This is a genomic window from Micromonospora tarapacensis (assembly GCF_019697375.1).
Lineage (GTDB): Bacteria > Actinomycetota > Actinomycetes > Mycobacteriales > Micromonosporaceae > Micromonospora > Micromonospora tarapacensis.
This window is the reverse complement of sequence record NZ_JAHCDI010000003.1, coordinates 171,742-194,417: the sequence shown is the minus strand read 5'-3', so window position 1 is coordinate 194,417 and position 22,676 is coordinate 171,742. Positions and strand designations below refer to the sequence as shown.

Here is a 22,676-nt window from a genome sequence, read left to right as displayed (position 1 = left end):
GCTACCGTGCGACGGGGTGCGGGCGGCGACGGTCCGGCACGGTGGGGGCGAGCACCGGCCACAGGGCCAGCGTGGCGACCACCGACGCGGCGCCGGCGACCGCCATCACGACGCCCGGCGCCAGCACCTCGCTCAGCGCGCCCCCACCCGCCGCGGCCAGCCCCTGCGTCGCCATCATGCCGGTGTTGACCAGCCCGAACGCCTGCCCGCGGCGCATCTCGGGAACCGCTTCGAGGAACCGTCGGGCCAGCCCGAGCTGATAGGCGAAGCCCGCGGTGGCCACCGCGAACAGGATCGCGGCCGGCACCAGCGCCGGCCGGGCCAGAAATGGCAGCATGGGTACGCCGAGCAGCAGCGCGAGCCACGGCGTCCAGCGTTCCCGGCGGGCCGGCGCCGCGAACCGACCCACCAGCAGGTCGCCGACGAGCATGCCGCCCGCCCCGGCCATCAGCAGCACACCGGCACTCGCCCCCGGACCCAGGTCGGCCGCGTACGGCACGGCCACCCCCTCGGCGCCGACCAGCAGCGAGCCGGGCAGCCACTGGGCGAGCAGCAGTCCCCGGACCCGGCGGTCGGCGAGCAGTTTCCGGTTGACCCGCAGGGTCTCCCGGATCGCCCCACCGACGCCGGCCCCGCCGCGAGGGCGGACCGGGCGCGGGCCGGGCGGCGGGCGAGGCCGACGCGCACCAGCAGCGCGGAGAGGCCGCAGGTGGCCGCCGTCAGCCAGAGTGCGCCGTACGGCCCCACCAGGCCGAGCAGCAGGCCACCGAGGGCGAACCCGGCCACCTGGGTGCCCCCGGCGGCCACGGTGAGCAGCGAGCGTCCCAGCACGTACCCGTCGCCGCGCAGCATCTCGGGCAGCAACGCGGCCCGCGAGGCGCTGCTGACCGGGCCGAACAGGGCCACCACGGCGACCAGACCGAGCATTGCCGGTGGCGGGAGCACACCGGTGGCGAGCACCGCGACCGTGGCGAGGCGCAGCAGGTCGTAGCCGACGATCAACAGGCGGGCCGGCCACCGGTCGGCCAGCGCCAGCAGGAACAAACCGCCGAGGGCGTGCGGCAGGAAACCGGTCACGTAGGCCAGGGCGGCCAGCAGGCCGGAACCGGTGCGCTCGTAGACCAGCACGGACAGCGCGAGCATCTTCACCGTCTCGCCGATCACGAAGACGCCGAAGCTGGCGAAGATCACCCGGAACTCGACGACTGCGAAGACGTCCCGGAAGGTGGCCGGCCGGTCGGCCGGCGCGTTCATGCTGGTCTTGGTCACGCCGACCAGCGTGGCGGCCCGGACCGGCCCGTTCTATCCTTTCGCTCGGGAACGAAAGGTCGGACGATGCGGATCGAGGTCACCCCGTCGGACATGGCGGCCAGCCGGTACGCCATCTCGCCGCTGGGCGAGGCGGTCTGGGCGCTGCGGCTCTGCACGGGTCAACACGCAGTGCCCGGGCTGGCGCCGTGGGTGGCCCGGGTCCGGCCGGCGTACGACGAGTTGCGCAGACGACTGCCGGCGGTGGGCGCGCTGCTGGCGCTGCTGCGGCGCGGCGGCTACAACGCCGACTTCATCCACCCCGCACCCAGCGGCACCGGCCAGGACTTCTCCGAGGAGCTTGCCGTGGTCCGCGCCACCCCACTCGCCCAGGCCCGCGACGAACTGGCCCGCAATCTGGCGGGGCTCCGGACGCCACCGGCGTACGCCCGCCGGATCTACGAGTCGCCGGACGTGGTGGACCAGCTCGCCGACGCGATCGAGGCGAGCTGGGCGACGCTGGTCCAGCCGGACTGGCCCCGCCTGCGGGCGGTGTTGGAACGGGACCTGGTGCACCGTGCGGGCCGCCTGCTCGCGTACGGCTGGGGCGCCGCGGTCGCCGATCTGGACCCGCGGCTGCGCTGGGTCTCCGGCGGCGGCCTCGGCGCGATCGAGGTGGCCGACCGCGATCCACGCAGCTACTCGCTCGACGGTCGGGGTCTGCTGTTCATCCCCACGGTCTTCGGCATGATGATCAACTATGTCGAGCCGCCGTGGCCGTTCGCGATCGTCTACCGGGCCTCCGGGGTGGCCGAGTTGCTCGGGCCGCCCGATCCCACCCGGCCCGACGACGTGCTGGACCGGCTGGTCGGGCGGACCCGGGCGGCGCTGCTACGGGCGCTCGCCCTGCCCGCCACGACCAGCCAGCTCGTCGTGCAGCTCGGGCTGAGCCTGGGCGGCGTCGGCGACCACCTGGCGGTGCTGCGCGAGGCGGGTCTGGTCGCCCGCGTCCGCTCCGGTCGCACGGTCCGCTACCGGCGCACTCCGCTCGGCGACGCGCTCGCCGGCGACCCCCACCGCACGGCGGAGCGCAGGAGCGGGAGGACGCGGTAGGGGATCTGCTCGGCGAGCGCGATGATGGTGGACGCCCGGGTGATCCCCTCGTACGCCACGATCTGGTCGATCACCCGTTGGAGGTCGGTGTTCGAGCGGGCCACGATCCGGCAGAGCAGGTCACCCGAACCGGTGATGGTGTGCGCCTCCAGCACCTCGGGGATCGCCGCCAGGTGACGGGTGACCGGGTCGTGCCCGTGCCGTTGGCTGATCTCCAGGGTGACGAAGCTGGTCACCGTGAAGCCGAGTGCGGCGGGGCCCAGGTCCGGCCCGAAGCCGGCGATCACGCCCCGGCCGACCAGCTTGTCGAGTCGGGCCTGGACCGTCCCCCGGGCCACCTGGAGCCGGCGCGAACACTCCAGCACCCCGATCCGGGGCTCCTCGGCGAGCAGTTCGATGAGCCGCGCATCCAGCTCGTCGAGCTGGACAACCTGACCAGTGTTCATACGGCAATACCATACCGTTTGTGCAACCTGACCAGCACTGGAGGAGAGGGTTGCCCAGTGAGCCCGCACCCCGCGATGCTCGGCACAAGCACACCATCCCGTCGGCCCACGAGGCCGGCCGGTACGCGAGGGAGGCCACCATGACCCAGGCGATCGACCGACCCCAGCCGACCGAGGAGGTCGACGTCGACGCCCTGATCGGCGCCGTCGACCACGACACCAGCGGTGACCCGTTCCCGGTCAAGGGCCTCGACCACGTTCGTTTCCTGGTGGGCAACGCCAAGCAGGCGGCGCACTACTACTCCACCGCGTTCGGCATGACCTGCGTCGCCTACCGGGGCCCGGAGCAGGGCTACCGGGACCACGCCGAATACGTCCTGACCAGCGGCTCGGCGCGGTTCGTGCTGACCGGCGCGGTCCGGCCCGGCGCCGACGGCACCGACCACGTCGCCCGGCACAGCGACGGCGTCGGCGACATCGCGCTGGAGGTGCCGGACGTCGACGCCGCCTACGCCCACGCCACCGCGCAGGGCGCGACCGGCCTGGTCGAGCCGCACGAGGTGACCGACGAGCACGGCACGGTCCGGCTGGCCGCCATCGCCACCTACGGCGACACCCGGCACACGCTGGTGGACCGGTCCCGCTACCGCGGGCCGTTCCTGCCCGGGTTCGCCGCCCGCGGCCCGATCGTGGACCGGCAGCCGATGATCGACGCCGGGGTGCAGCCGAAGCGCTTCTTCCAGGCGGTCGACCATGTCGTCGGCAACGTGGAACTGGGCCGGATGGACGAGTGGGTCGAGTTCTACCGTCGGGTCATGGGCTTCACCAACATGGCGGAGTTCGTCGGCGACGACATCGCCACCGACTACTCGGCCCTGATGAGCAAGGTCGTCGCGAACGGCACCCGCAAGGTGAAGTTCCCGCTGAACGAGCCGGCCGTCGCCAAGAAGAAGTCGCAGATCGACGAGTACCTGGAGTTCTACCAGGGCCCGGGCGCCCAGCACATCGCCGTGGCCACCAACGACATCCTGGCCAGCGTGGACGCGATGCGGGCCGCCGGCGTCGACTTCCTGGAGACACCGGACTCGTACTACGAGGACCCGGAGCTGCGCGCCCGCATCGGCAAGGTCCGGGTACCGATCGAGGAACTGAAGTCCCGCAAGATCCTGGTCGACCGGGACGAGGACGGCTATCTGCTGCAGATCTTCACCAAGCCGGTGCAGGACCGCCCGACCGTCTTCTTCGAGTTGATCGAGCGGCACGGCTCGCTCGGCTTCGGCAAGGGCAACTTCAAGGCCCTCTTCGAGGCGATCGAGCGGGAGCAGGAAAAGCGCGGCAACCTGTAACACTGTCGAGCGTGACCCAGCCTCCAGCGCATCCGACGCCGCCGTCCGGCGGGCCCGCCCCACGGCCGGCGGCGTCGCGCCGCCCGCCGGCCCCTACCCGGCTCCGTCGCAGTTCACCCCGCCGGGTCAGGTTCCGCCGCCACCCACCCCGCCGGGGCCGCCCCCACCGGGGTGGGTGGCCGGCCCACCCCGCCGGTGCTGGGGCCGGGCGGGCAGCCGCTGGCGAGCTTCGGCGACCGGCTGCTGGCACACCTGATCGACACGGCGATCGCGAGCGGCATCCTGATGGCGCTCTTCCTGCCGGTGTTCCTGGTCGTCTGGTTCCGGATGTTCCGCGAGATCACCCGGACCGACCCCGACGGCGCGCCCGTCCCACCCGAGCCGGACGTGTTCGGAGCGTTCCTCGTGCTGACCGTGCTGTTGCAACTCGGGCTGCTCGTGCTGATGCTCGGGATCTACTGGCTCTACCACGTGGAATACCTGAAGCGGAGCGGGCAGACCGTCGGCAAGAAGGTGATGAACCTTCGCGTGGTCCCGCTCGACCCGACCCGCACGCTGGACCGCCACATGGCGGGAAAGCGGTACCTCGTCCAGTTCGTGGGCGGGTCGCTGGTGCCCGGCGGCAATTACGTCGACGGACTCTGGCAGCTGTGGGACAGGCCCTGGCAGCAGTGCCTCCACGACAAGTTCGCCGAGACCGTCGTCGTTAAGGTGTCGGGGTGAATGAGCGCAGCGAGGCCACCTCGTGAGTGTGGCACCCGGTTGGTACGTCGACCCCGCCGACCCGGAGACCCGCAGGTACTGGGACGGCGAGGGTTGGATCGGCGCGCCCATCCCGGTCGACGCGACACCGCCCGAGGGCCCACCGCCGGCCGAACCCGAGCCACCGGCCGAACCCGAGCCACCGGCCGAGCCGGCAGCCGCGCCCGAGCCGACGTCATCCGCCGCCGGGCACACCCCGCGCCGCCCGCCACCGGCTTTCCGCCCGGCGGCAGCCCCGAGGCCGGTCGCCCGCCCAACTGGCAACCGGGCCCGCCACCGGGCTGGCCGGCGGGCGACGCGCCGCAGGGCACGCCGCCCGGCTGGCCGACCGGCGACGCACGGCACGGCCCGCCGCCCGGCTGGCCGTACCCGACCTGGCCCGGACGCCCGCCCGAGCCCCGGCCACACGGTTTGCCACTGGCGTCGTTCGGCGCCCGGCTGGGCGCCCGGCTGATCGACTTCGGCGTCGTCTTCGCGCTCAACGCGCTGGTGAACGGCTGGTTCGTCTGGCGCTACCTCCGGGAGGTGTCCCCCGCCATCGACGAGTTCTGGCGCCGGGTGCAGACCCAGGACCGCACCACCGAGCCGCTGCCGGCGGCCGGTGAGCAGGCGGGCGCGCTGATCGTGGTGATCCTGCTGATCGCCACCTCGCTCTGGCTGGCGTACGAGGTGCCTTCGATGGCGGCCAACGGGCAGACCTTCGGCAAACGGCTGCTGCGTGTCAAGGCGGTGCCGGTCGAGGCGGACGCTCCGCTGGGCTTCGGTCGGGCACTGCGCCGGTGGAACACCCTCGGCCTACCCACCCTGCTCTGGTACTGCTGCGGTCTCGGCCTGTTGCTCCAGCTGATCGACATGCTCTCGCCGCTCTTCGACCACCCGCTGCGCCGAGCGCTGCACGACAAGCGGGCGCAGACCGTGGTGGTCCAGCTCCCCCGTACCTCCGACGACCGCGCCAACCCCCCGGGAGAGACCCCATGACCGATGGACGACGCCAGCCGACGGTGCGACTGACCCGCGCCGACCTGGACGCGCTGCCCAACTACGTGCCCGGTCGCAGCCCGGCCGACCTGGCCCGCGAGCTGGGCCTACCCGAGGCCATCAAGCTGGCCAGCAACGAGGTGCCGTACGGCCCGCTGCCCGGCGTCGTGGAGGCGGTCACCGAGGCGGTCACCGGGGTGCACCGCTACCCGGACATGGGCGTGGTCGCGCTCCGTCAGGCACTCGCCGAGCGGTACGGGGTGGACCCCGACCGGGTGGCGACCGGCTGCGGTTCGGTGGCGCTGGCCGAGCACCTGGTGCGGGCCACCTGCCTGCCCGGCGACGAGTTGGTCTACTCGTGGCGCTCGTTCGAGGCGTACCCGATCATCGCGGCGACCAGCGGCGCGACCAGCGTGCCCGTGCCCAACGACGCCGGGCACGGGCACGATCTGGCGGCGATGGCCACGGCGGTGACCGACCGCACGCGGATGATCCTGGTCTGCAACCCCAACAACCCGACCGGCACGGCCGTGCGCCGCGCCGAGTTGGACCGCTTCCTCGACGCCGTTCCGGACGACGTGCTGGTGGTGATCGACGAGGCGTACCGGGAGTTCGTCACCGACGCCGAGGTGCCGGACGGGCTGGGCTACGCCGACCGGCCCAACGTGGCGGTGCTGCGCACCCTGTCCAAGGCGTGGGGTCTGGCCGGTCTGCGGATCGGCTTCCTGGTCGCCCAGCCCGCGGTGGCGGCGGCGGTCCGCAAGGTCGTCACGCCGTTCTCGACCAGCACGGCCGCCCAGGCGGGGCGCTTGCCGCGCTCGGCCAGGCGGACGAGGTGCGGCGGCGGTGCGCCCTGGTGGTGGCCGAACGGGAGCGGGTCGGCGAGGCGCTGGGCAAGCTGGTCCCGAACGTACCGCCGAGCCAGGCCAACTTCGTGTGGCTGCCGCTGGGCGACCGGGCGGTGGAGTTCGGCAGGGCCTGCGAGTCGCGCGGCGTGATCGTCCGTCCGTTCCCCGGCGACGGGGTGCGGGTCACCATCGGGACGCCGGCCGAGAACGACGCCTTCCTGGCCGCGGCCGAGGCGGCGCTCGTCTGACGGCTGCGGAGGGCTATTCGCCCATCGGTCCGGTCGCGGCGAGGATCAGCGCCTCCGCGGTGAGGTAGTAGCGCTGGTCGTCCGCGTCCTGATCGACCGGGCGGCGTAGCCGCTCCACCACCACGTACCCGTCGGCCGCGTAGGCCGAACCCGGCGCCCATCCCGTCCCGTCGGACCCGATGTCGAGCACGAACCGCGACAACTCGACGCCGGTCGCCGGGTCCAGGTTGACCAGCTCGTTCTGCTCGGTCAGGACGTGCACCCGGCCGGGCTGGACGGCGATCACCCGGGCCGGCCCCACCGCGGCCCGCCAGCGTTCGGTGCCGTCCGAGGCCGAACGGCCGATCAGTACGCCGTCCGCCACCGCCACCGCCGTCCGATCGACCAACGCCACACCCGGCCCGTCCAGGGCCGGTGCCCGCGCCGGGTCACCGGTTCCGAGCAGCCAACCCCGCGCCGCCATGTCCGCCGACCCCGCCGTCCGCAGCCCGGCGCAGCCGGCACCACCCGGCACGCAGCCGACCAGGGTCGCCGTCAGCTCGCCGGAGTGATCCGGCGGCTGCCAGCGGGCGCTCACCTCGCCGGTCGCCACCGCACGGAATTCGATCACCGGCGGCCCGGTGCAGCCATCCACGGTGAGGAGCTGCCCGCCGCCGGTGCCGATCGGCGCACGGCAGCCCGAGCCGATCGCGGCGCGCCACAGCTCCCGGCCACCGGCCAGGTCGACCGCCCGGACCTCACCGGCACCGGAGGAGACCACCACGTCGCGGCCACCGGCGACCCTGGTCACCGTGAGGCCGCTGGGATCCCAGACGAGGGCCGCGCCGGTACGCCGGGCGGTCCGCGCCCGGTCCGGCCGCGGCCCGTCCGCCCGCCAGGCGACCCGCCCGGTACGCGCGTCGAGCGCCACCAGGCGCCCGTCGGACCAGCGGCTCACCACGGTCGTCCCGCTCACCACCACCGCGTCCAGGCTCGCCGGCCAACGGCGGTAGGACCAGTACGGGGTGCTCCGGTACCGGCCGTCGACCGGCTGGTCGGCGTAGACCTGGCGGGAACCCGAATACACCCGTAGCCGACCGTCGACGATCAGCGGAGCGACCGGCAGGCGGCCGACCACTCCGGGATCCGGCACGCTGAGCGGCGGGTAGTCGCCCCGGGCGACGGTGCTGACCTCAGCCGGCGCGAGGACGCGGTACGTGACGACCGCCACCACGGCGGCTACCCCCAACGCCACCAGCGCCGCCACGACCCGTCGCCCCGTCGCCAACCCCATGCCGCACCTCCGCCCGGCACCCTACCGAGCGGCCGGTGCGGCGCAGGGTCAGCCCCGAACCGGATGGCGATCAGGCCGCCTCGGCGGGCCGATCGACGGCGGCGGCAAGCGCGGCGAGATCCTGTCGCAGCACCTTCTCCACCGCCTGCGCGGCCAGCCCACCGAGCAGCAACGCGACCGCCCGTCCGGACGGCGCGGCGGGCTGCGCCGTCACCGCCACCGTCACCGCGGCATACCGGCGCCGTCGACGGCGCACGTCGCGCAGCGTCCAGATGATCCGGTAGTCGACGCCGTCACCTGGCGAGCCGAGCACCAGCCGCCGGGGCGGCTCGACCGACAGGACCACGAACTCCTCAGCCCGCATGCCGCCGTCCGGCCGGATCCGCGTCTCCCGCCAGGACGTGCCCGGACCGAGTCGAGTCGGCCCGCAGCGCGGTTCCGGTGTTGCCACCGGCCCGTTTCTGCGGACCGCTCGCCGAACCCGCCGTGCGCCTCTCAACGCAACGGGCTCTCCACGGTTTCTGCCGTCAGGCTTGGTTCGTTGTTGCCCAGGGGGTAGGGATTCTGCTGCGACGGCGATACCGAGTAACGGCGGTCGACGCGATGTTGTGCAGTTCGATCCCGTCCGCCGTGATGGTCCGCCACCCGGTCGGGGTGCGTAGCCAGCGGTGGACGTCCTTCCATCTCCAGCGTCGTTTGGCCTTGACCCAGCGAACAACTCGCCACCAGATGAAGTAGCCGAGCCGGTCGAAGGTGTGTTTGGCGACGGCGTGTCGGAAGTAGTTGGCCCAGCCACGCGTGATCTGGTTGATCCGGATCAGCGTTTCTCCCAGGTCTTGCTGTGACAACCTGCGCGTCAGGGCACGGATCTTGTCCTTCAGTGACCGGACTGGGCGGTCACCGATGAACGTGTAGACGTGCCACTGGTCGCGGGTGCCCATCTTGCGTCTCCACCGGATGCGGAAGCCCAAGAAATCGAACCCGTCGGCCATGTTCACGATCCGCGTCTTGGACGGCGACAGTCGCAGTCCCAGCGGAGCGAGCACGGCCGCGACGTCCTCGCGCAGCGCCTCGACGTGATCTCGGGTGCCGAACACCATGACGACGAAGTCGTCCGCGTAGCGGACCAGTCGCCACGTCGCCTGCCCCCGATCACGTCGATAGTGGCGCCGATTGTCCGTCGACATCCGCCCGCCGGGCTTCCACTCACGGTGCAGGTGCTCATCGAGCACACTCAACGCGATGTTGGCCAGCAGCGGTGACAGGATGCCCCCTTGCGGTGTGCCGGTCGGGGTGTCGCGTTCCTCGCCGAGCTCCGTGAGGACCCCGGCCTTGAGGAACGCTTTGACCAGCGCGAGCACACGCTTGTCCTTGACCCGATGCCGCACCCGGTCCATCAGGGCCGTGTGATCAATCGTGTCGAAGCACGCCTCGATGTCGGCATCCAGCACCCAGCGGTAGCCTCGGCTGCCGAACAGGTGGATGTCGGCGATCGCGTCGTGTGCTCGCCGGTTGGGCCGGAACCCGAACGAGACCGGCTCGAAATCGGCCTCGAAGATGGGTTCCAGGACGAGTTTCAGGGCGGCCTGCACGACCCGGTCAGCAACGGTCGGGATGCCCAGCTTGCGGACCTTGCCCGACCCACCCGGCTTGGGGATCTTGCGTTCCCGCACCGGCTGCGGACGAAAAGAACCGTCCTTGACCGCTGACCTGATGTCGTCCAGGAACGCCGGGACGCCGATCTCCCGTTCGATCCGGGCAACCGTGAGGCCGTCCGAACCGGCAGTCCGCGCCCCGGTATTGCCCGCGACCCGCTCGAACGCCACGATCAGCGTCGCCGGGTCGTGCACGAGGTTGAACAGGTCGTCGAACCTGCGGCCAGGATCAGCCGCAGCCCAACGGTGAAGCTTGGTCTGCATCCTCGATACCCACCCGAACCCGTCCTCACGGACGTGTTCCGGTGGAGCGCCGCCGTTCAGTGGCGCGTCTTTCGGCATTACAGCGTCCTTCCTTCTCGAAACCGCTGCCGTCCTTCCCCATGTGGTCGGCTCTCCCGACCTCGGAGTACTACGACGGCTCCGCCCCGCCCGACGCGTTCAGCAGACGATGTGCCTATCCCGACCATCGGACTGGCTGCCCGCCGTCGGGACCCGCCGCCGGACGGTTCCCGTGTTCACTGCTGGATCGCTCATCGAAGGAGGCACCCGACTTTGTCCCCGCGGCATCGCCACGGCTACGCCGCAGACCTTCACCATGGCCTCCCTGCGGAGGTGAAAATCCCCGCTCAGAAGTTCCCCGCCCGTCTGAAAGAGCAGGTGCGCACCGCGACCGGCCCAGATCCGCCAGGTTCGAGCCGGTGACCACTTAGGAGACGTAAACGCCGGTTCCTCGCGTATGCCTTTCCGATTCGCTAGCCGGACCCGCACCATCTGGCAGTGCTGACACGCCCCGGCGTTGTCAGGGCCGCTTGCCACCCTCCCCGGCACCTCCCGGATCAGGCTGCCCCCAGCTTCGCCAGACCGCTGCGACGGCCCGACGGAGAAGGTCTCTCACCTCCACACAATCCAACAGCGCCTCACGGCGCACACTCACCGGGGGTCAGCACCTCGACAGGACCTCCGCCGGACGCGCGCCGGGGCAGATCGGTGAGCACCCGCCACAGGTCGGTCGCGGTCGCCGCGACCACTCCGTTGACCGCAACAGTCGACATCCCACCTCCCGTGGCGTCGACGGTACGCGGTGTGCACGCGGCTCGGGGTCCCCGGCCGGAGAATCCGCCACCGGAGACCCCTTCGGGCGTCAGCCGGTGAACCGTCCCGCCCGGATCGCGTCGACGAACGCGCTCCACCCCGGCGGGCTGACCACGAGCACCGGCCCCGCCTGGTCCTTCGAGTCGCGTACGCCCACCACACCGTGGACACCGGCCAGATTGTCGGCCACCTCCACACAGAGGCCCTGGTCGTTCGAGCGGCTGCTGGTCCGCCAGACCGCGCCCACGAGATCATGCATCGTCGTCATCTCCCTCAGCTTTCGACATGCCGCCGGCCGGGACCGGGCCGACCGGAACGGGGGGCGCCGGCCGGCCCGGCGCCGCGTGGCGACGGAATTCCGAGGCGATCAACGAAGACGGTGACGGTCCTTGATCGCACAGCGGGTGCGATCAAGGACCGGTGTCGGGTACAGGTCAGTTGGGCGGCAGCACGGTGCCCGTCACCTCGCCCAATGCGATGGTGGTGCCGTCGGGCCCCGGAGCGGTGGCGGTGATCGTGACCGTGTCACCGTCGGCGAGGAACGTCCGTTCCGCACCGCCGACGGTGACCGGCTCGGTGCCGCCCCAGCTCAGTTCCAGGAACGAGCCGACCTGGTCGCGCCGCGGGCCGGACACGGTGCCGGAGGCGTAGAGGTCACCGGTGCGCAGCGAGGCGCCGTTGACGGTCAGGTGCGCCAGTTGCTGGGCCGGCGTCCAGTACATGCCGGCGAACGGCGGCTCGCTGACCGGCTCGCCGTTCCAGCTCACCGTCAGCCGCAGGTCCAGCCCCAGGTGTGGCTCGTCGTTCAGGTACCCGGCCACCGGCGGATCCTGCTCCGGGCCCGCGACGAAGGCGTGCCGAAGCGCGTCCAGCGGAGTCACCCACGCGGCGACCGAGGTGGCGAACGACTTGCCCAGGAACGGGCCGAGCGGCTGGTACTCCCATGCCTGGATGTCCCGCGCCGACCAGTCGTTGACCAGCACCACACCGAAGACGTGGTCGGCGAAGTCGGCGACGGCCACCCGGTGGCCCAGCGGGCTCGGCACGCCGACCACGAAGCCGACCTCCGCCTCGATGTCCAGGCGCGCCGAGGGGCCGAAGACCGGGCCCTCCCGGCTGGGCCGCTGACCGTGCGGTCGTACCACCGGGGTGCCGGAGACCACCACGGTCCCGGCCCGCCCGTGGTAGCCGATCGGCAGGTGCTTCCAGTTGGGCAGCAACGGCGGCTGGCCGGGGCGGAAGATCAGACCGACATTGGTGGCGTGGTGCTCGGACGAGTAGAAGTCCACGTAGTCGGCCACCTCGAAGGGCAGCTCCATCCGTACCTGGTCCATCGGCACCAGCAGCGGCTCCACCGCCGCCCGGTGCGCCGGGTCGGTGAGCAGTGCGGTGATCCGCTGCCGCACGGCGGTCCACTGCGGCCGGCCCAGCGCCAGGAACGCGTTCAGCGTCGAGCGGCCCAGCGCCCCGCCGGCCAGCACCAGCTCGGCGGCCTCCGCGCCGGCCAGGTCCAGCACGAACCCCCCGACACGTACGCCGATGCGCGGCTCGCCCTCGCCCGCACGGAAGACCCCGTACGGCAGGTGGTGCACCCCGTAACCGGAACCGTCGGCACCGCTCACCCAGCTCATGCTTCGAAGCCTCCGTTCACCAGCCCCAGCCGGATCAGATCGGTAAGTGGTTCCACGACGCTGCACGAGCCGAAGCCGACCCACAGCGGGCGGGCCACGTCGTGGCGGCCGTCGGTGGCCTGCACCAGCGGCCGTTCGTCGCGCACGGTGAGCAGCTCCGCGACGGCGGCCACACCGGCGCCGTCGGCGGCGGCCAACGTCGCGGCGAGCACGTTACCGAAGCCGTGATGGGTGAAGCCGGTCTCCGGGTCGACGTGCCGCACCGCGTGGTGCAGTCCGGCGGTCAGCTTGAACGGCAACCGCCGGTCGCGGCACGCCCCGATCACCGCGGCCAGCTCGGCCGGACCGGGGAAGAGTTCGGCGGCCAGCCCACCGGTGCGGAACTTGGCCGCCACGGGCAGCCCTCGGCGCGGGCGGCGGCCAGCGCGTCCAGCGCCGCCGTCAGCCCGAACGTCAGCGGGATCTCGGCATAGACGGTGGGACCGCCGGCGGTGCGAGCCAGTTCGACCAGGTCGGCCGTGCCGGGCAGCGGGTCCTCGCCACGCTTGGCCACGGCGGCCTCGACCTGCCGGATCTCGACGCGCGGGTCGGCGCCGGCACACGCCTTGCCCAACTGGCCGAGCGGGACGTCGCCGACCGCGCCGACCGTGATCCGCTCGTCGTCGCCGAGCAGGCCGGTCAGCTCCGCCAGCCGGGACACCGGCAGCAGCAGCGGGCCGACCAGGTCGGCGTACCACGCGGTGCGGTGCCGCCGGTGGGCGGCGACGGCGTCGGGCAGCGACGCGTTGCCCGGCGGGAAGACGGCGGCGTCGTCGACCAGGCCGGCGACGAGGGCTGGCAGCTGCGTTGACACGAGACAACAATGTACGGGACGCTACAAGAAGCGGACAACAGTGTCCGATAATCGGACGCTTCGGTCTGGTAACCGGGAGGCGACATGCCGTACTACCGCAGCGTCGGCGAGCTGCCGCGCAAGCGCCACACCCAGTTCCGGCAGCCCGACGGCAGCCTCTACACCGAGGAACTGATGGGCCAGGAGGGCTTCTCCTCCGACTCTTCCCTGCTCTACCACCGGTACGCCCCGACCGCGATCGTCGCCGCCGAGGAGTTCACCCCGCCGGCCGTGACCCGGGCACCCAACCTGCCGCTCAAGCCCCGTCACCTGCGTACCCACAAGCTCGACGGCACCGGGGCCGACCCGATCCTCGGCCGCCGCTACGTCCTCGCCAACGACGACGTGCGGATCGCCTACGTCCTGGCCGACCGACCGTCCCCGCTGTTCCGCGACGCCACCGGCGACCACTGCCTGTACGTCGAGGCGGGCACGCTGCGGGTCGAGTCGACCTTCGGCGTGCTGGACGCGGTCGCCGGCGACTACGTGATCATCCCGACCTCGACGGTGCACCGCCTGGTGCCCACCGGTGACGCGCCGACCCGACTGCTGGCCATCGAGGCGTCCGGACACATCGGCCCGCCCAAGCGCTACCTGTCCGTCCGCGGCCAGTTCCTGGAGCACTCGCCGTACTGCGAGCGCGACGTCCGGGGTCCCGACACCCCGCTGCTGGCCGACGGCACCGACGTGGAGGTGCTGGTCCGCCACCGACGCGGCTGGACCCGTCACGTGTACGCCAACCACCCGTTCGACGTGGTCGGCTGGGACGGGCACCTGTACCCGTGGGCCTTCTCCATCCACGACTTCGAGCCGATCACCGGGCGAATCCACCAGCCGCCGCCGGTGCACCAGACCTTCCAGGGCCCGAACTTCGTGATCTGCTCGTTCGTGCCACGCAAGGTCGACTACCACCCGGACGCCATCCCGGTGCCGTACCACCACCACAACGTCGACTCCGACGAGATGCTCTTCTACACCGGCGGCAACTACGAGGCCCGGCGCGGCTCCGGCATCGAGCAGGGTTCGATCTCGCTGCACCCGTCCGGCTACACGCACGGCCCCCAGCCCGGCGCGGCGGAACGCTCCATCGGGGTGGACTTCTTCGACGAGCTCGCGGTCATGGTCGACACCTTCCGGCCCCTCGACCTCTGCGACGCCGCGACGGACTGCGAGGACGACGCATACGCCTGGACCTGGGCCCGCCGCCCGTAGGGCGTAGGGCGTGTCATACGGATCTTCGCCGGCCTGCGACGGGCCCGGGCGCCAGGGAGGCGGTCAGGCCACCGGCCTGGAGAAGACCGCCGACCCGGCGGCAGTGGCGACCGCGACGGCCAGGACCAGTGACCACGGGCTGCCGGACAGGGCGTAGAGAAGGATCAGCGCGGGGCCGACGCCGGCAGCGTAGACGGCGAAGGCGAGCGGGCGGTCCGTGCGCCGCAGCACGGGCAGCACGGTCCGGCTCAGGCCGGGCAGTGCCGCCGCGTGCCGCCACACCACGATGCCGCCGCCTGCCGCGGCCAACGCCGCCACCAGCCGGGAGAACCCGGAACTGGTCGCGGCGGAACAGCCGACCACCACCGCGGCCACCAGCGACCAACCGGCGCCCCAGAGCACGAGCTGCCGCAGGCCGGCCGGCACGGTCCGGCGCGCGACGACCGGCCCCACGTCGGCCGACCCGGCACCGAGCTGGCCCGCGCCGGTCCCACCGAACGCCGACACTTCCCGGCCCTCGTCGATCCGGCCGGGCTCGTACGAGCCGACGCCGGGACGGCCCAAATCCGGTCGGCTCTCACCGGGACGGTCTGGCTCGTCCCGATCCTCGGCGGCACCACTCGGCCCGTCCCGCGCCCCGTCGGGGCGGCCCGGATCGGTCGGAGGCAGGTTCCCCACCGCAGCCTCGGCCAGTCGCTCCAGCATCGCGCTCCAGCGTCGCTGCTCCAACCTCAGCACGCCGACGTCGTCGCCCGATTCGGCCAGTCGCGGATCCAGCCGCAGCGCCTCCCGGTAGGCCCGCTCGGCCAGGTCGTACATCTGCATGTTGGCCGCGACCAGGCCGAGCACCAGATGCGCCTGCGGCTCCTCGGGGGCCAGTTCCACCCCGTGCCAGGCCGCGTTCAAGGCGGGCTGGCCGTTGCGGGAGCCGGCGAGGATCGCCGCCGCGCTGCGCTGGGCATACCCGTCGTCCCGGCCAAGCGCCAGGATCTCGTCGGCGGTGCGTGCCGCCTCCGCGTGCCGTTCCAGGTCACCGAGGGCCAGGCCACGGGCGACGAGCGGAGGGAGCTGGCCCGGTGCGGCGGACACGGCGGCCTCGGCCGCGGCAAGCGCCTCGGCGGGCCGGCCGGCGGCCAGCTGCACCCGGGCCAGCATGGTCGACACCGCGGCGGCGGTGGGGTCGAGGGCGAGGGCGAAACCCAGTTCGGCGACGGCCTCGTCGTAGCGGCCCAGCTCGGCGAGGAGCGTGGCGCGCTCAAGGTAGCCGTCGGCGGCGGGCGGGTCGGTGGGCACGTCGGCGGACATCGCGGCGAGCCTAGGCGCTCGGCTGCTCGTACACCAGGGCAACCGCGATCCCGGCGAGCCCCTCGCCGCGTCCGGTGAATCCCAGGCCGTCGGTCGTCGCGGCGGTGACGGTGACCGGCGCGCCGACCGCCTCCGACAGCACCCGCTGCGCCTCGTCCCGACGCGGACCGATCTTCGGCCGGTTCCCCACCACCTGGACCGACACGTTGCCGATGGCGTAGCCGGCCGCGTTCACCCGCCGGGCCGTCTCGGTGAGCAGGGCCACCCCGCTGGCCCCGGCCCACGCGGGCTGACCGACCCCGAAGTTGGCCCCGAGATCACCCAGACCGGCGGCGGAGAGCAGCGCGTTGCAGGCGGCGTGGGCGGCCACGTCCGCGTCGGAGTGCCCGGCCAGGCCGTCCTGTTCGGGCCAGTGCAGGCCGGCCACCCAGCATGGCCGGCCGGCCTCGAAGGCATGCACGTCGGTCCCGATGGCCACCCGAGGGACGATCATGATCCGAGGGTACGCGCTACCGCTCCGTGGCCAGCAGATGCTCCGCCACGGCCAGGTCGAAGGGTCTGGTGATTTTCATGGCGTGTTCCGAGCCGGGCACGCAGTACACCGGCACGCCCTGCTTCTCCACCAGCCCGGCGTCGTCGGTGAGGGCGTCGCCGGCAGCGGCGTGCGCGGCGGCCAGCACCGCCCGGCGGAAGCCCTGCGGGGTCTGCACGGCGCGTAGTGCGGCCCGGTCGACCGTGCCGAGCACCAGCCCAGCCGCGTCGACCTCCTTGATCGTGTCGACGACCGGCAGGACGGGGATCACCGCGCCATGACCCGCCCGGACCGCGGCGGCCACCGACTCCACCAGCGCGGCCGGGGTCAGCGCGCGGGCCGCGTCGTGCACCAGGACGATGTCGGGGCCGGCCGGCACGGCGGCGAGCGCGGCGGCCACCGAGGCCTGCCGTTCCGCCCCACCGGGCACCACCGTCACCGGTGCGATCGGGGCGAGCAGGTCGCGCACCACGGAGACCTCCGCGACCGGGGCGGCGACCACGATCGTGTGCACCGACCCGGCCGTGGCCAGCCGACGGACCGCGTGCACCAGCAGGGGTTCCCCGGCCAGCAGCCGCAGCGCCTTCGGGCGACCAGGCCCCAGGCGTACGCCGGCACCGGCCGCAGGCACAAGGACCGCGACGTCACCGCGCGGATTGAGCTGCGCGGTCACGTCGCGGTCCTCGACGGTTTCTTCGCTACGAATCGGGTACGACGATGCTGTGCGGACTAGGCCTCGGTCAGCACCTTGTCGAGCAACGTCTCCGCCTCGTCCTTGGTGCTCTTCTCGGCCAGCGCGACCTCGCCGACGAGAATGTCGCGGGCCTTGGCGAGCATGCGCTTCTCGCCCGCGGAGAGCCCCCGCTCCCGCTCGCGGCGCCACAGGTCGCGGACGACCTCGGCCACCTTCAGCGGATTGCCGGAGGCCAGCTTTTCCAAATTTGCCTTGTAACGCCGCGACCAGTTGGTCGGCTCCTCGGTGTGCGGAGCCCGGAGAACGTCGAAGACCTTGCCGAGGCCTTCCTCGCCCACCACCTCGCGCACGCCCACGATCTCGGCGTTCTCGGCTGGCACCCGGACCGTCAGGTCACCCTGCGCGACCCTCAGGACGAGGTACTGCTTGGGCTCGCCCTTGATGACCCGAGTCTCGATTGCCTCGATGAGTGCGGCCCCGTGGTGGGGGTAGACAACGGTCTCGCCGACACTGAAAACCATAGGTTCGAAACCCCTTTCGCTGTGTCTAGGGTAACACGCTCAGGCACCGATGTCTCACCGCTGTCCTGACCGTTGGCGCAGCTCAGGGGCCCTGTGAGAGGTATTTCTTCGGCTTGACAGACCGCCCAACCGATGATTCGAACACGCTCCGTAACCTAGGGATGACCACCGGACACAGCCGCGACGAACGCGGAGATCCGGCGGCGCAAGCGCTGAGGTTCCGAGGCGCAAGCGCCGAGATCAGAGGCTACGCACCCACCCCATGGTATCCCCCCGCGCCCGGCTGCGGGCAGCGGTAGCGAGACCGCGCCCGATGCGGGAGGCTGGAGGAGTGCCGCCTCCGCGCACCCGCAAGGTCCAAGGGGGTCGTAATGGGCAAGGCTGACGCCGACGGTCCGGGGCTGCCCGACCTGCCGCCCGAGTGGGGTCGAGTGGTCGTCCCGGACGACGCCTCCGCTCTGGCCGACGAGGCCGAACAGGTACGTCGCGAGTTGCGCCGCCGGCCGGCGGACCACCACCACCGCTGGCGCCCACCAGCCCTCCCCGTGCTCGTGCTGGTCGTCGCGCTCGTGACCACCATCGCCGGCCTGGCCGCCGCCAGCTGGCCCCGGACCGGCCGTTCCCCGGGACCAACCACCAGCACCCCCGACCCGGCGCCCGCGCAGCTGACCGGTCGCCCGCTGCCCGCCCTGGACCTGGTCGACGCCGGGCAGTCGCCGGTGCCGCTGCGCGGACTGCTGCCCGCCCTGGTGCTGCTGGTCGACGGGTGCGCCTGCCCCGACCGGGTCGCCGAGGCGGCGGCGGTGGCGCCGGACGGGGTGACCGTGGTCGCGGTCGTCGGAGCACACCCGCAGCCGCACCGCCGGACACCCGGGTGCGGATGCTCGCCGACCCGGCCGGCGGCCTGCGCGCGTTCCTGCACGTGCCGGCCAGTCCGGACGCCGCCACCGCGGTGCTCGCCGACCACAACGGCCGGATCACCCTCGTGGTACCCGCGGTCGGTTCGATCGCCGACCACCAGCTCGAACTGGCCCGGCTGGCCGGCTGAGCCCGACCGGCCGACTCGCCCGACGAGGCACCCCACCGGCGTGACGGCCGCCGGCGGACCGGCACCGCTCACCGCAGGACGATCAGCCGGGCCTCCACCTCAACCGGATCCGCACCGGCGGGTGAGAACGACACCCGCATCGCGGCACCGGTGCCGATGACCTCCGTGGTGGCCATCGCACCGTCGCAGCCGACGGTCATCGGGTCCGCCGCCCGGGCACCGGCCACGACGACCAGCAGTTCACCCGGGCCGGTACAGCTGAACCACAGCAGGTGCCGCTCGTCGTGGGAGATCCGGGTTTGCCGGACGACCGCGGCGCCCGCGTCGAGCAGCGCCCGCTCGGTCCACACCACCTCGCCGTCCCTGGGCCACCTGCCCGTGGCAGCCGCGTCGGGAGCGACGCCGGCAGTCCCCGTCTCCCCTCTCCCGACCACCGCGCCCGTGCGGGGATCCACCACCAGGTAGGAGGAAGCCGCATCGGGATCGTCGCGCACCATGGCGCCGGTGGCCCGGTTCTCCGGCCGGTAGCTGGCGGGCAGCGGGAATCCGTCCGGCGAGACCCCGACGCCGGCCAGTGCGCCGGGCCGGGCCGGTGACGGCGCCTCCGCCTGCCACCACCAACCACCGAGGACCAGCGCGGCGACCCCGGCGCCGGCCAGCAGGGCTCCGCGCAGCCGACCAGCCGCATCGACGTTCATGGTGACCAGGGTAGCCCGCACGGTCGTCAGGCGTGCCGTTCCAGCAGCGCCGCGTAGAGGGTCAACCCGGGGCCGAAGGCCAGCATCACCACACGACGCGGGGAGGGCGCGGCGCGGAACAGGCGGTCGAGGATCAGCAGCACCGTCGGGGACGAACAGTTCCCGTGCCCGGCCAGGGTCTCCCGCGACGCGGCCAGCGCCGAGGGCGCCAGGTCCAGTTCCCGCTCGACCACGTTGAGGATGCGCGGCCCACCCGGGTGCACCGCCCAGCCGTCCACCTCCGACAGGCTGGTGCCGTGCCGGGCCAGCAGGTCGTCGACCAGCCCCCGGACGTGGGCCGACAGCACCTGCGGCACCTTCGGCGACAGGCCCATCCGGAACCCGGTGTCGGTCACGTCCCACGTCATGTGGTCGGCGGTGGACGTGTCGGTCACCGACGCCACCTCACGCAGGGCGTACCCCCGGCCGCCGGGAACCACCACCATGGCGACCGCGGCATCGGAGAAGAGCGCGTGGGAAACGATCTGCTGGGTGTCCACCCGGGCCGACGACGGCTGCAGGTGCAGGCTGGTCAGCTCGGCGCAGAGCAGCAGTGCCGGGCGCCCCCGCGCGGTGACGAAGTCACCGACCGCGCCCAACCCTGGCAGCGCGGCGTAGCAGCCCATGTGGCCGATGAACATCCGCTGGGTCGACGGGGCCATCCCCAGGTCCCGGGCGAGCAGGATGTCCAGCCCGGGGGTGGCGTACCCGGTGCACGAACAGACGACGAAGAGACCGACGTCACCGGCGTCCAGGCCGGCCGCGGTCAGCGCCCGACCGACCGCCTCCTTGCCCAGTGGCAGCGCCTCGACCTGATAGCGGCGCATCCGGCGCTCCGTCGGCCAGTCGGAGACATCCTCGATCAGCGGGTTGACCGCCGCCTGCCGCCGGGTCACCCCCGAGTTCGCGAAGATCCGCTCGGCGAGCGCCCGGGTGGTGCCGGAGAAGTGCCGGGAGAAGAACCTCTCCCACAACTCCTGCTGGTTCGCGGAGGGCGGTTGGGCCGTGCCCAGGCCCGCGATCACCGGTACGGACACGGTCCCACCTTCCTCTCGCTCGTGCGCTCCACCCTCACCAACGAGGGGCCGATCCATCACGGTCCGGGTCGCCGCCGAGGGCGGCGATGCCGAGCCAGTCGGCGCATACGTCGGAGGTGGCCGGATGCAGCGACCCGCAACGGGCGTCCCGGTAGAGGCGCTCCAGCGGATGACCGCGCCGGGTGGCGGAGGTGCCCGCCGCCTCCAGCATGGACGCCGCCACGTCCGCCGCGGTGGTGCCGGCCAGCAGCTTGGCCCGCCACACCCAACGGTTGGTCTCCGCGTCGCCCGGCGCCTCGTCCACCCGGCGGGCCGCCTCGGCGACCACCAGTTGAGCCGCCGCGACCGCGGCGTCGGCGCGACCGAGCCGAGCGCGGACGGCCGGCAGGCCGGCGAGATTGCGGGTGTTCAGGTGCTCCGCCGCCGCGTCGACAGCCGCCCGGGCCACTCCCACGTAGACGGCGGCGTAGCTGGCCACCAGCCAGTGCGGCATGAGCTGGGCAACCACCAGGGCCAGCCCCTCCACCCCGCCGAGCAGCCGGTCGGCCGCGACGGTGACGTCGAGGTGCAGGTCGTGCGAGGCGGTGGCGCGCATGCCGAGGGCGTCCCAGGTCGGTTCGACGGTCAGCCCGTCGCCGGCCGGGACCAGGAACTGCGAGACCATCGACGGATCGGTGACGCTGCGGGCGGCGACCAGGTATCCGGCGGCGTGACCGGCGCCTGAACAGAAGGTCTTGCCGCCCTTGATCCGCCAGCCGCCGACGACCGGCTCGTAGACCGTGCTGAGCTGGGACAGCCGGGCGCCGACGCCGCGCTCGCTCATCGCGACGGCGTACCACGCCCCGTCGGCCGCCGCCCGCAACAACCGGTCGCGGGCCGCCAGCGCCTCCGCCGGGATGCCGAGCGCCTCGGCCATCTCCTCGGTCACCGCACCAAGTGCGCCGGTGACCGAGGCGTGCATGTTGAACACCAGCGCGGTGGCGCCGTTGCCCCGGGCCAACTCGGTGGCGACGGTCGCGTATTCGGCGAACGACGCGCCGATGCCCCCCAACTCGGCGGGAACCATCAGCCCGAACAGCCCGGCCGCCCGCAGGTCGGCGAAGTCGGCCACCGGAAACGAGCCGTCCCGGTCGTGCGCGGCGGCCCGGGCCGCCAGCCGGGGCGCCAGCCGCCGGGCGGCGTCCAGCGCCGGCCTGCCGCGCTCGCTCAGGCCGACACCGGCGCTGTCTCCACTCATCGAAGCCCTCCTCGCCCTTCGGCGTACCCCCGCCGGAACCCGTTATCCGTTACGTAGCCCACGACCCTGGTAGAGCACGGCGGTCGAGCCGGTCGGCACGATGCGCGGTGCCCGATCGGAGGTCGTTACGCCACCGAGCGCCCGGTGGGTCAGCCACCGAAGTAGCCCGGGCACGCCGGGGCGGATGCCGCGGACGCTCAGGTCGACGCCGTGCCGGGCGCACTCGGCCAGCAGCTCGCGGTCGTCCACGAACAACCGTGGATCGTGGATTCCGCGCGGCACGGTCGGTAGCCGCTCGGCGAGGTGGACGGCGACCAGCCGGCACAGGGCGGTGTCGTTGAGGGTGTCCAGCACCAGCAGGCCGCCGGGGCGCAGCAGGCGGCACGCCTCGGCGACCGCGGCGCGCCAGTCCGGCACGTGCTCCAGCAGCTCACCGGCGGCGACCACGTCGGCGCAGCCGTCCGCGAGCGGCACCGCCGTGGCATCGCCGTTCACCGCCGTCACGCCGTGCGCGACCGCCTGGGCCAGGGCCGAGCGGGTCAGGTCCACCCCCACGTGCCGGTAGCCCTTGCCGGTCAGGTGCGGTGCGAGCAGGCCGGCGCCGCAGCCCAGGTCGACCAGGAGCGCACCCGGTCGGGTCGCGGGCGGCACCAGCGCCGCCCGCGCCCGGGCCAGCCAGTGCAGCATGGCGAACGCACCGTCCGGCCGCCACCACTCACCGGCCAGGTCGTCGTACTGGCGCGGATCGTTGCGGGGCAGGCTCGGGCCGGCTGCACGCATGGCACGAGCGTGGCACGACTCCCCGGTAACGACCAGAC

At 72.9% G+C, this 22,676-nt stretch carries 19 protein-coding genes and 5 pseudogenes; 7 read left to right on the top strand and 17 right to left on the bottom strand.

Translation table 11 applies throughout. From position 1 onward, the window contains the following. Window positions 1-43 precede the first annotated feature (43 nt). A pseudogene (locus KIF24_RS01670) lies at window positions 44-1,254 on the bottom strand (MFS transporter); the annotation flags it as partial. Between the two features lie 81 nt (window positions 1,255-1,335). Between KIF24_RS01670 and KIF24_RS01665 the strand changes: the two are divergent. Then, a complete protein-coding gene (locus tag KIF24_RS01665) occupies window positions 1,336-2,361 on the top strand; it encodes an ArsR/SmtB family transcription factor (RefSeq protein WP_221082447.1) in 1,026 nt (341 codons plus the stop codon). Here the strand turns inward: KIF24_RS01665 and KIF24_RS01660 are convergent. Then, a complete protein-coding gene (locus KIF24_RS01660; RefSeq protein WP_221082446.1) occupies window positions 2,280-2,807 on the bottom strand; it encodes an Lrp/AsnC family transcriptional regulator in 528 nt (175 codons plus the stop codon). The genes KIF24_RS01665 and KIF24_RS01660 overlap by 82 nt on opposite strands. A 140-nt stretch (window positions 2,808-2,947) precedes the next feature. Between KIF24_RS01660 and hppD the strand changes: the two genes are divergently transcribed. The 4 genes and pseudogenes from hppD (at window position 2,948) to hisC (ending at window position 6,989) form a co-directional block, all read left to right on the top strand. After that, a complete protein-coding gene (gene hppD / locus KIF24_RS01655) occupies window positions 2,948-4,153 on the top strand; it encodes a 4-hydroxyphenylpyruvate dioxygenase (protein WP_221082445.1) in 1,206 nt (401 codons plus the stop codon). 171 nt (window positions 4,154-4,324) lie between these two features. Next, a complete protein-coding gene (locus tag KIF24_RS01650) occupies window positions 4,325-4,876 on the top strand; it encodes an RDD family protein (RefSeq protein ID WP_331460983.1) in 552 nt (183 codons plus the stop codon). A 22-nt stretch (window positions 4,877-4,898) separates the two neighbouring features. Beyond that, a pseudogene (locus KIF24_RS01645) lies at window positions 4,899-5,893 on the top strand (RDD family protein). Further along, window positions 5,890-6,989: pseudogene (hisC, locus tag KIF24_RS01640) on the top strand (histidinol-phosphate transaminase). Before KIF24_RS01645 ends, hisC begins: the two co-directional pseudogenes overlap by 4 nt. Window positions 6,990-7,002: 13 nt before the next feature. Here the strand turns inward: hisC and KIF24_RS01635 are convergent. From KIF24_RS01635 to KIF24_RS01610, 7 genes and pseudogenes are all read right to left on the bottom strand, one after another. Continuing rightward, a complete protein-coding gene (locus KIF24_RS01635) occupies window positions 7,003-8,262 on the bottom strand; it encodes an outer membrane protein assembly factor BamB family protein (protein WP_221082444.1) in 1,260 nt (419 codons plus the stop codon). Window positions 8,263-8,332: 70 nt separating this feature from the next. Then, entirely contained in the window at window positions 8,333-8,713 is a 381-nt protein-coding gene (locus tag KIF24_RS01630) for an SRPBCC family protein (protein WP_221082443.1), read from the bottom strand. A gap of 76 nt (window positions 8,714-8,789) precedes the next feature. Next, complete coding sequence (gene ltrA, locus KIF24_RS01625; protein ID WP_230414784.1) at window positions 8,790-10,181, bottom strand: group II intron reverse transcriptase/maturase; 1,392 nt, start codon at window positions 10,179-10,181, stop codon at window positions 8,790-8,792. Window positions 10,182-10,837: 656 nt separating this feature from the next. Then, window positions 10,838-10,972 carry a hypothetical protein gene (locus KIF24_RS33770; protein WP_269440561.1) on the bottom strand — a complete coding sequence of 45 codons (135 nt, stop codon included), beginning with the start codon at window positions 10,970-10,972 and terminating at the stop codon, window positions 10,838-10,840. A gap of 89 nt (window positions 10,973-11,061) precedes the next feature. Further along, a complete protein-coding gene (locus KIF24_RS01620; RefSeq protein ID WP_221082441.1) occupies window positions 11,062-11,271 on the bottom strand; it encodes a DUF397 domain-containing protein in 210 nt (69 codons plus the stop codon). Window positions 11,272-11,446: 175 nt separating this feature from the next. After that, window positions 11,447-12,643 (bottom strand): fumarylacetoacetase, encoded by a 1,197-nt coding sequence (gene fahA / locus KIF24_RS01615; RefSeq protein ID WP_221082440.1) that lies wholly within the window; start codon window positions 12,641-12,643, stop codon window positions 11,447-11,449. Further along, a pseudogene (locus KIF24_RS01610) lies at window positions 12,640-13,496 on the bottom strand (hypothetical protein). Before KIF24_RS01610 ends, fahA begins: the two are co-directional and overlap by 4 nt. Window positions 13,497-13,580: 84 nt before the next feature. Between KIF24_RS01610 and KIF24_RS01605 the strand changes: the two are divergent. Beyond that, window positions 13,581-14,747, top strand: a complete 1,167-nt coding sequence (locus tag KIF24_RS01605) for a homogentisate 1,2-dioxygenase (protein ID WP_221082439.1) — start codon at window positions 13,581-13,583, stop codon at window positions 14,745-14,747. Between the two features lie 63 nt (window positions 14,748-14,810). Here KIF24_RS01605 and KIF24_RS01600 read toward each other — a convergent pair whose 3' ends face one another. Genes KIF24_RS01600 through KIF24_RS01585 form a run of 4 tightly spaced genes read right to left on the bottom strand, consistent with a single transcriptional unit; the run spans window position 14,811 to window position 17,799 of the window. After that, window positions 14,811-16,052, bottom strand: a complete 1,242-nt coding sequence (locus KIF24_RS01600) for a tetratricopeptide repeat protein (RefSeq protein WP_221082438.1) — start codon at window positions 16,050-16,052, stop codon at window positions 14,811-14,813. A gap of 10 nt (window positions 16,053-16,062) precedes the next feature. Then, window positions 16,063-16,548, bottom strand: a complete 486-nt coding sequence (ispF, locus tag KIF24_RS01595) for a 2-C-methyl-D-erythritol 2,4-cyclodiphosphate synthase (protein WP_221083127.1) — start codon at window positions 16,546-16,548, stop codon at window positions 16,063-16,065. 13 nt (window positions 16,549-16,561) lie between these two features. Beyond that, complete coding sequence (ispD, locus tag KIF24_RS01590; RefSeq protein WP_221082437.1) at window positions 16,562-17,257, bottom strand: 2-C-methyl-D-erythritol 4-phosphate cytidylyltransferase; 696 nt, start codon at window positions 17,255-17,257, stop codon at window positions 16,562-16,564. 56 nt (window positions 17,258-17,313) lie between these two features. Further along, a complete protein-coding gene (locus KIF24_RS01585; protein ID WP_007073334.1) occupies window positions 17,314-17,799 on the bottom strand; it encodes a CarD family transcriptional regulator in 486 nt (161 codons plus the stop codon). Between the two features lie 371 nt (window positions 17,800-18,170). Here KIF24_RS01585 and KIF24_RS01580 point away from each other — a divergent pair. Then, window positions 18,171-18,847 (top strand): annotated as a pseudogene (locus tag KIF24_RS01580) (hypothetical protein). 68 nt (window positions 18,848-18,915) lie between these two features. Here the strand turns inward: KIF24_RS01580 and KIF24_RS01575 are convergent. From KIF24_RS01575 to KIF24_RS01560, 4 genes are read right to left on the bottom strand one after another with little or no spacing between them, the layout of a single operon-like run. Then, a complete protein-coding gene (locus tag KIF24_RS01575) occupies window positions 18,916-19,545 on the bottom strand; it encodes a hypothetical protein (protein WP_221082436.1) in 630 nt (209 codons plus the stop codon). A gap of 26 nt (window positions 19,546-19,571) precedes the next feature. Further along, a complete protein-coding gene (locus KIF24_RS01570; protein WP_221082435.1) occupies window positions 19,572-20,678 on the bottom strand; it encodes a type III polyketide synthase in 1,107 nt (368 codons plus the stop codon). Beyond that, entirely contained in the window at window positions 20,656-21,858 is a 1,203-nt protein-coding gene (locus tag KIF24_RS01565; protein ID WP_221082434.1) for an acyl-CoA dehydrogenase family protein, read from the bottom strand. The genes KIF24_RS01570 and KIF24_RS01565 overlap by 23 nt, the downstream gene beginning before the upstream one ends. A 42-nt stretch (window positions 21,859-21,900) precedes the next feature. Further along, window positions 21,901-22,638, bottom strand: a complete 738-nt coding sequence (locus tag KIF24_RS01560; RefSeq protein ID WP_221082433.1) for a methyltransferase domain-containing protein — start codon at window positions 22,636-22,638, stop codon at window positions 21,901-21,903. Window positions 22,639-22,676: the final 38 nt, after the last annotated feature.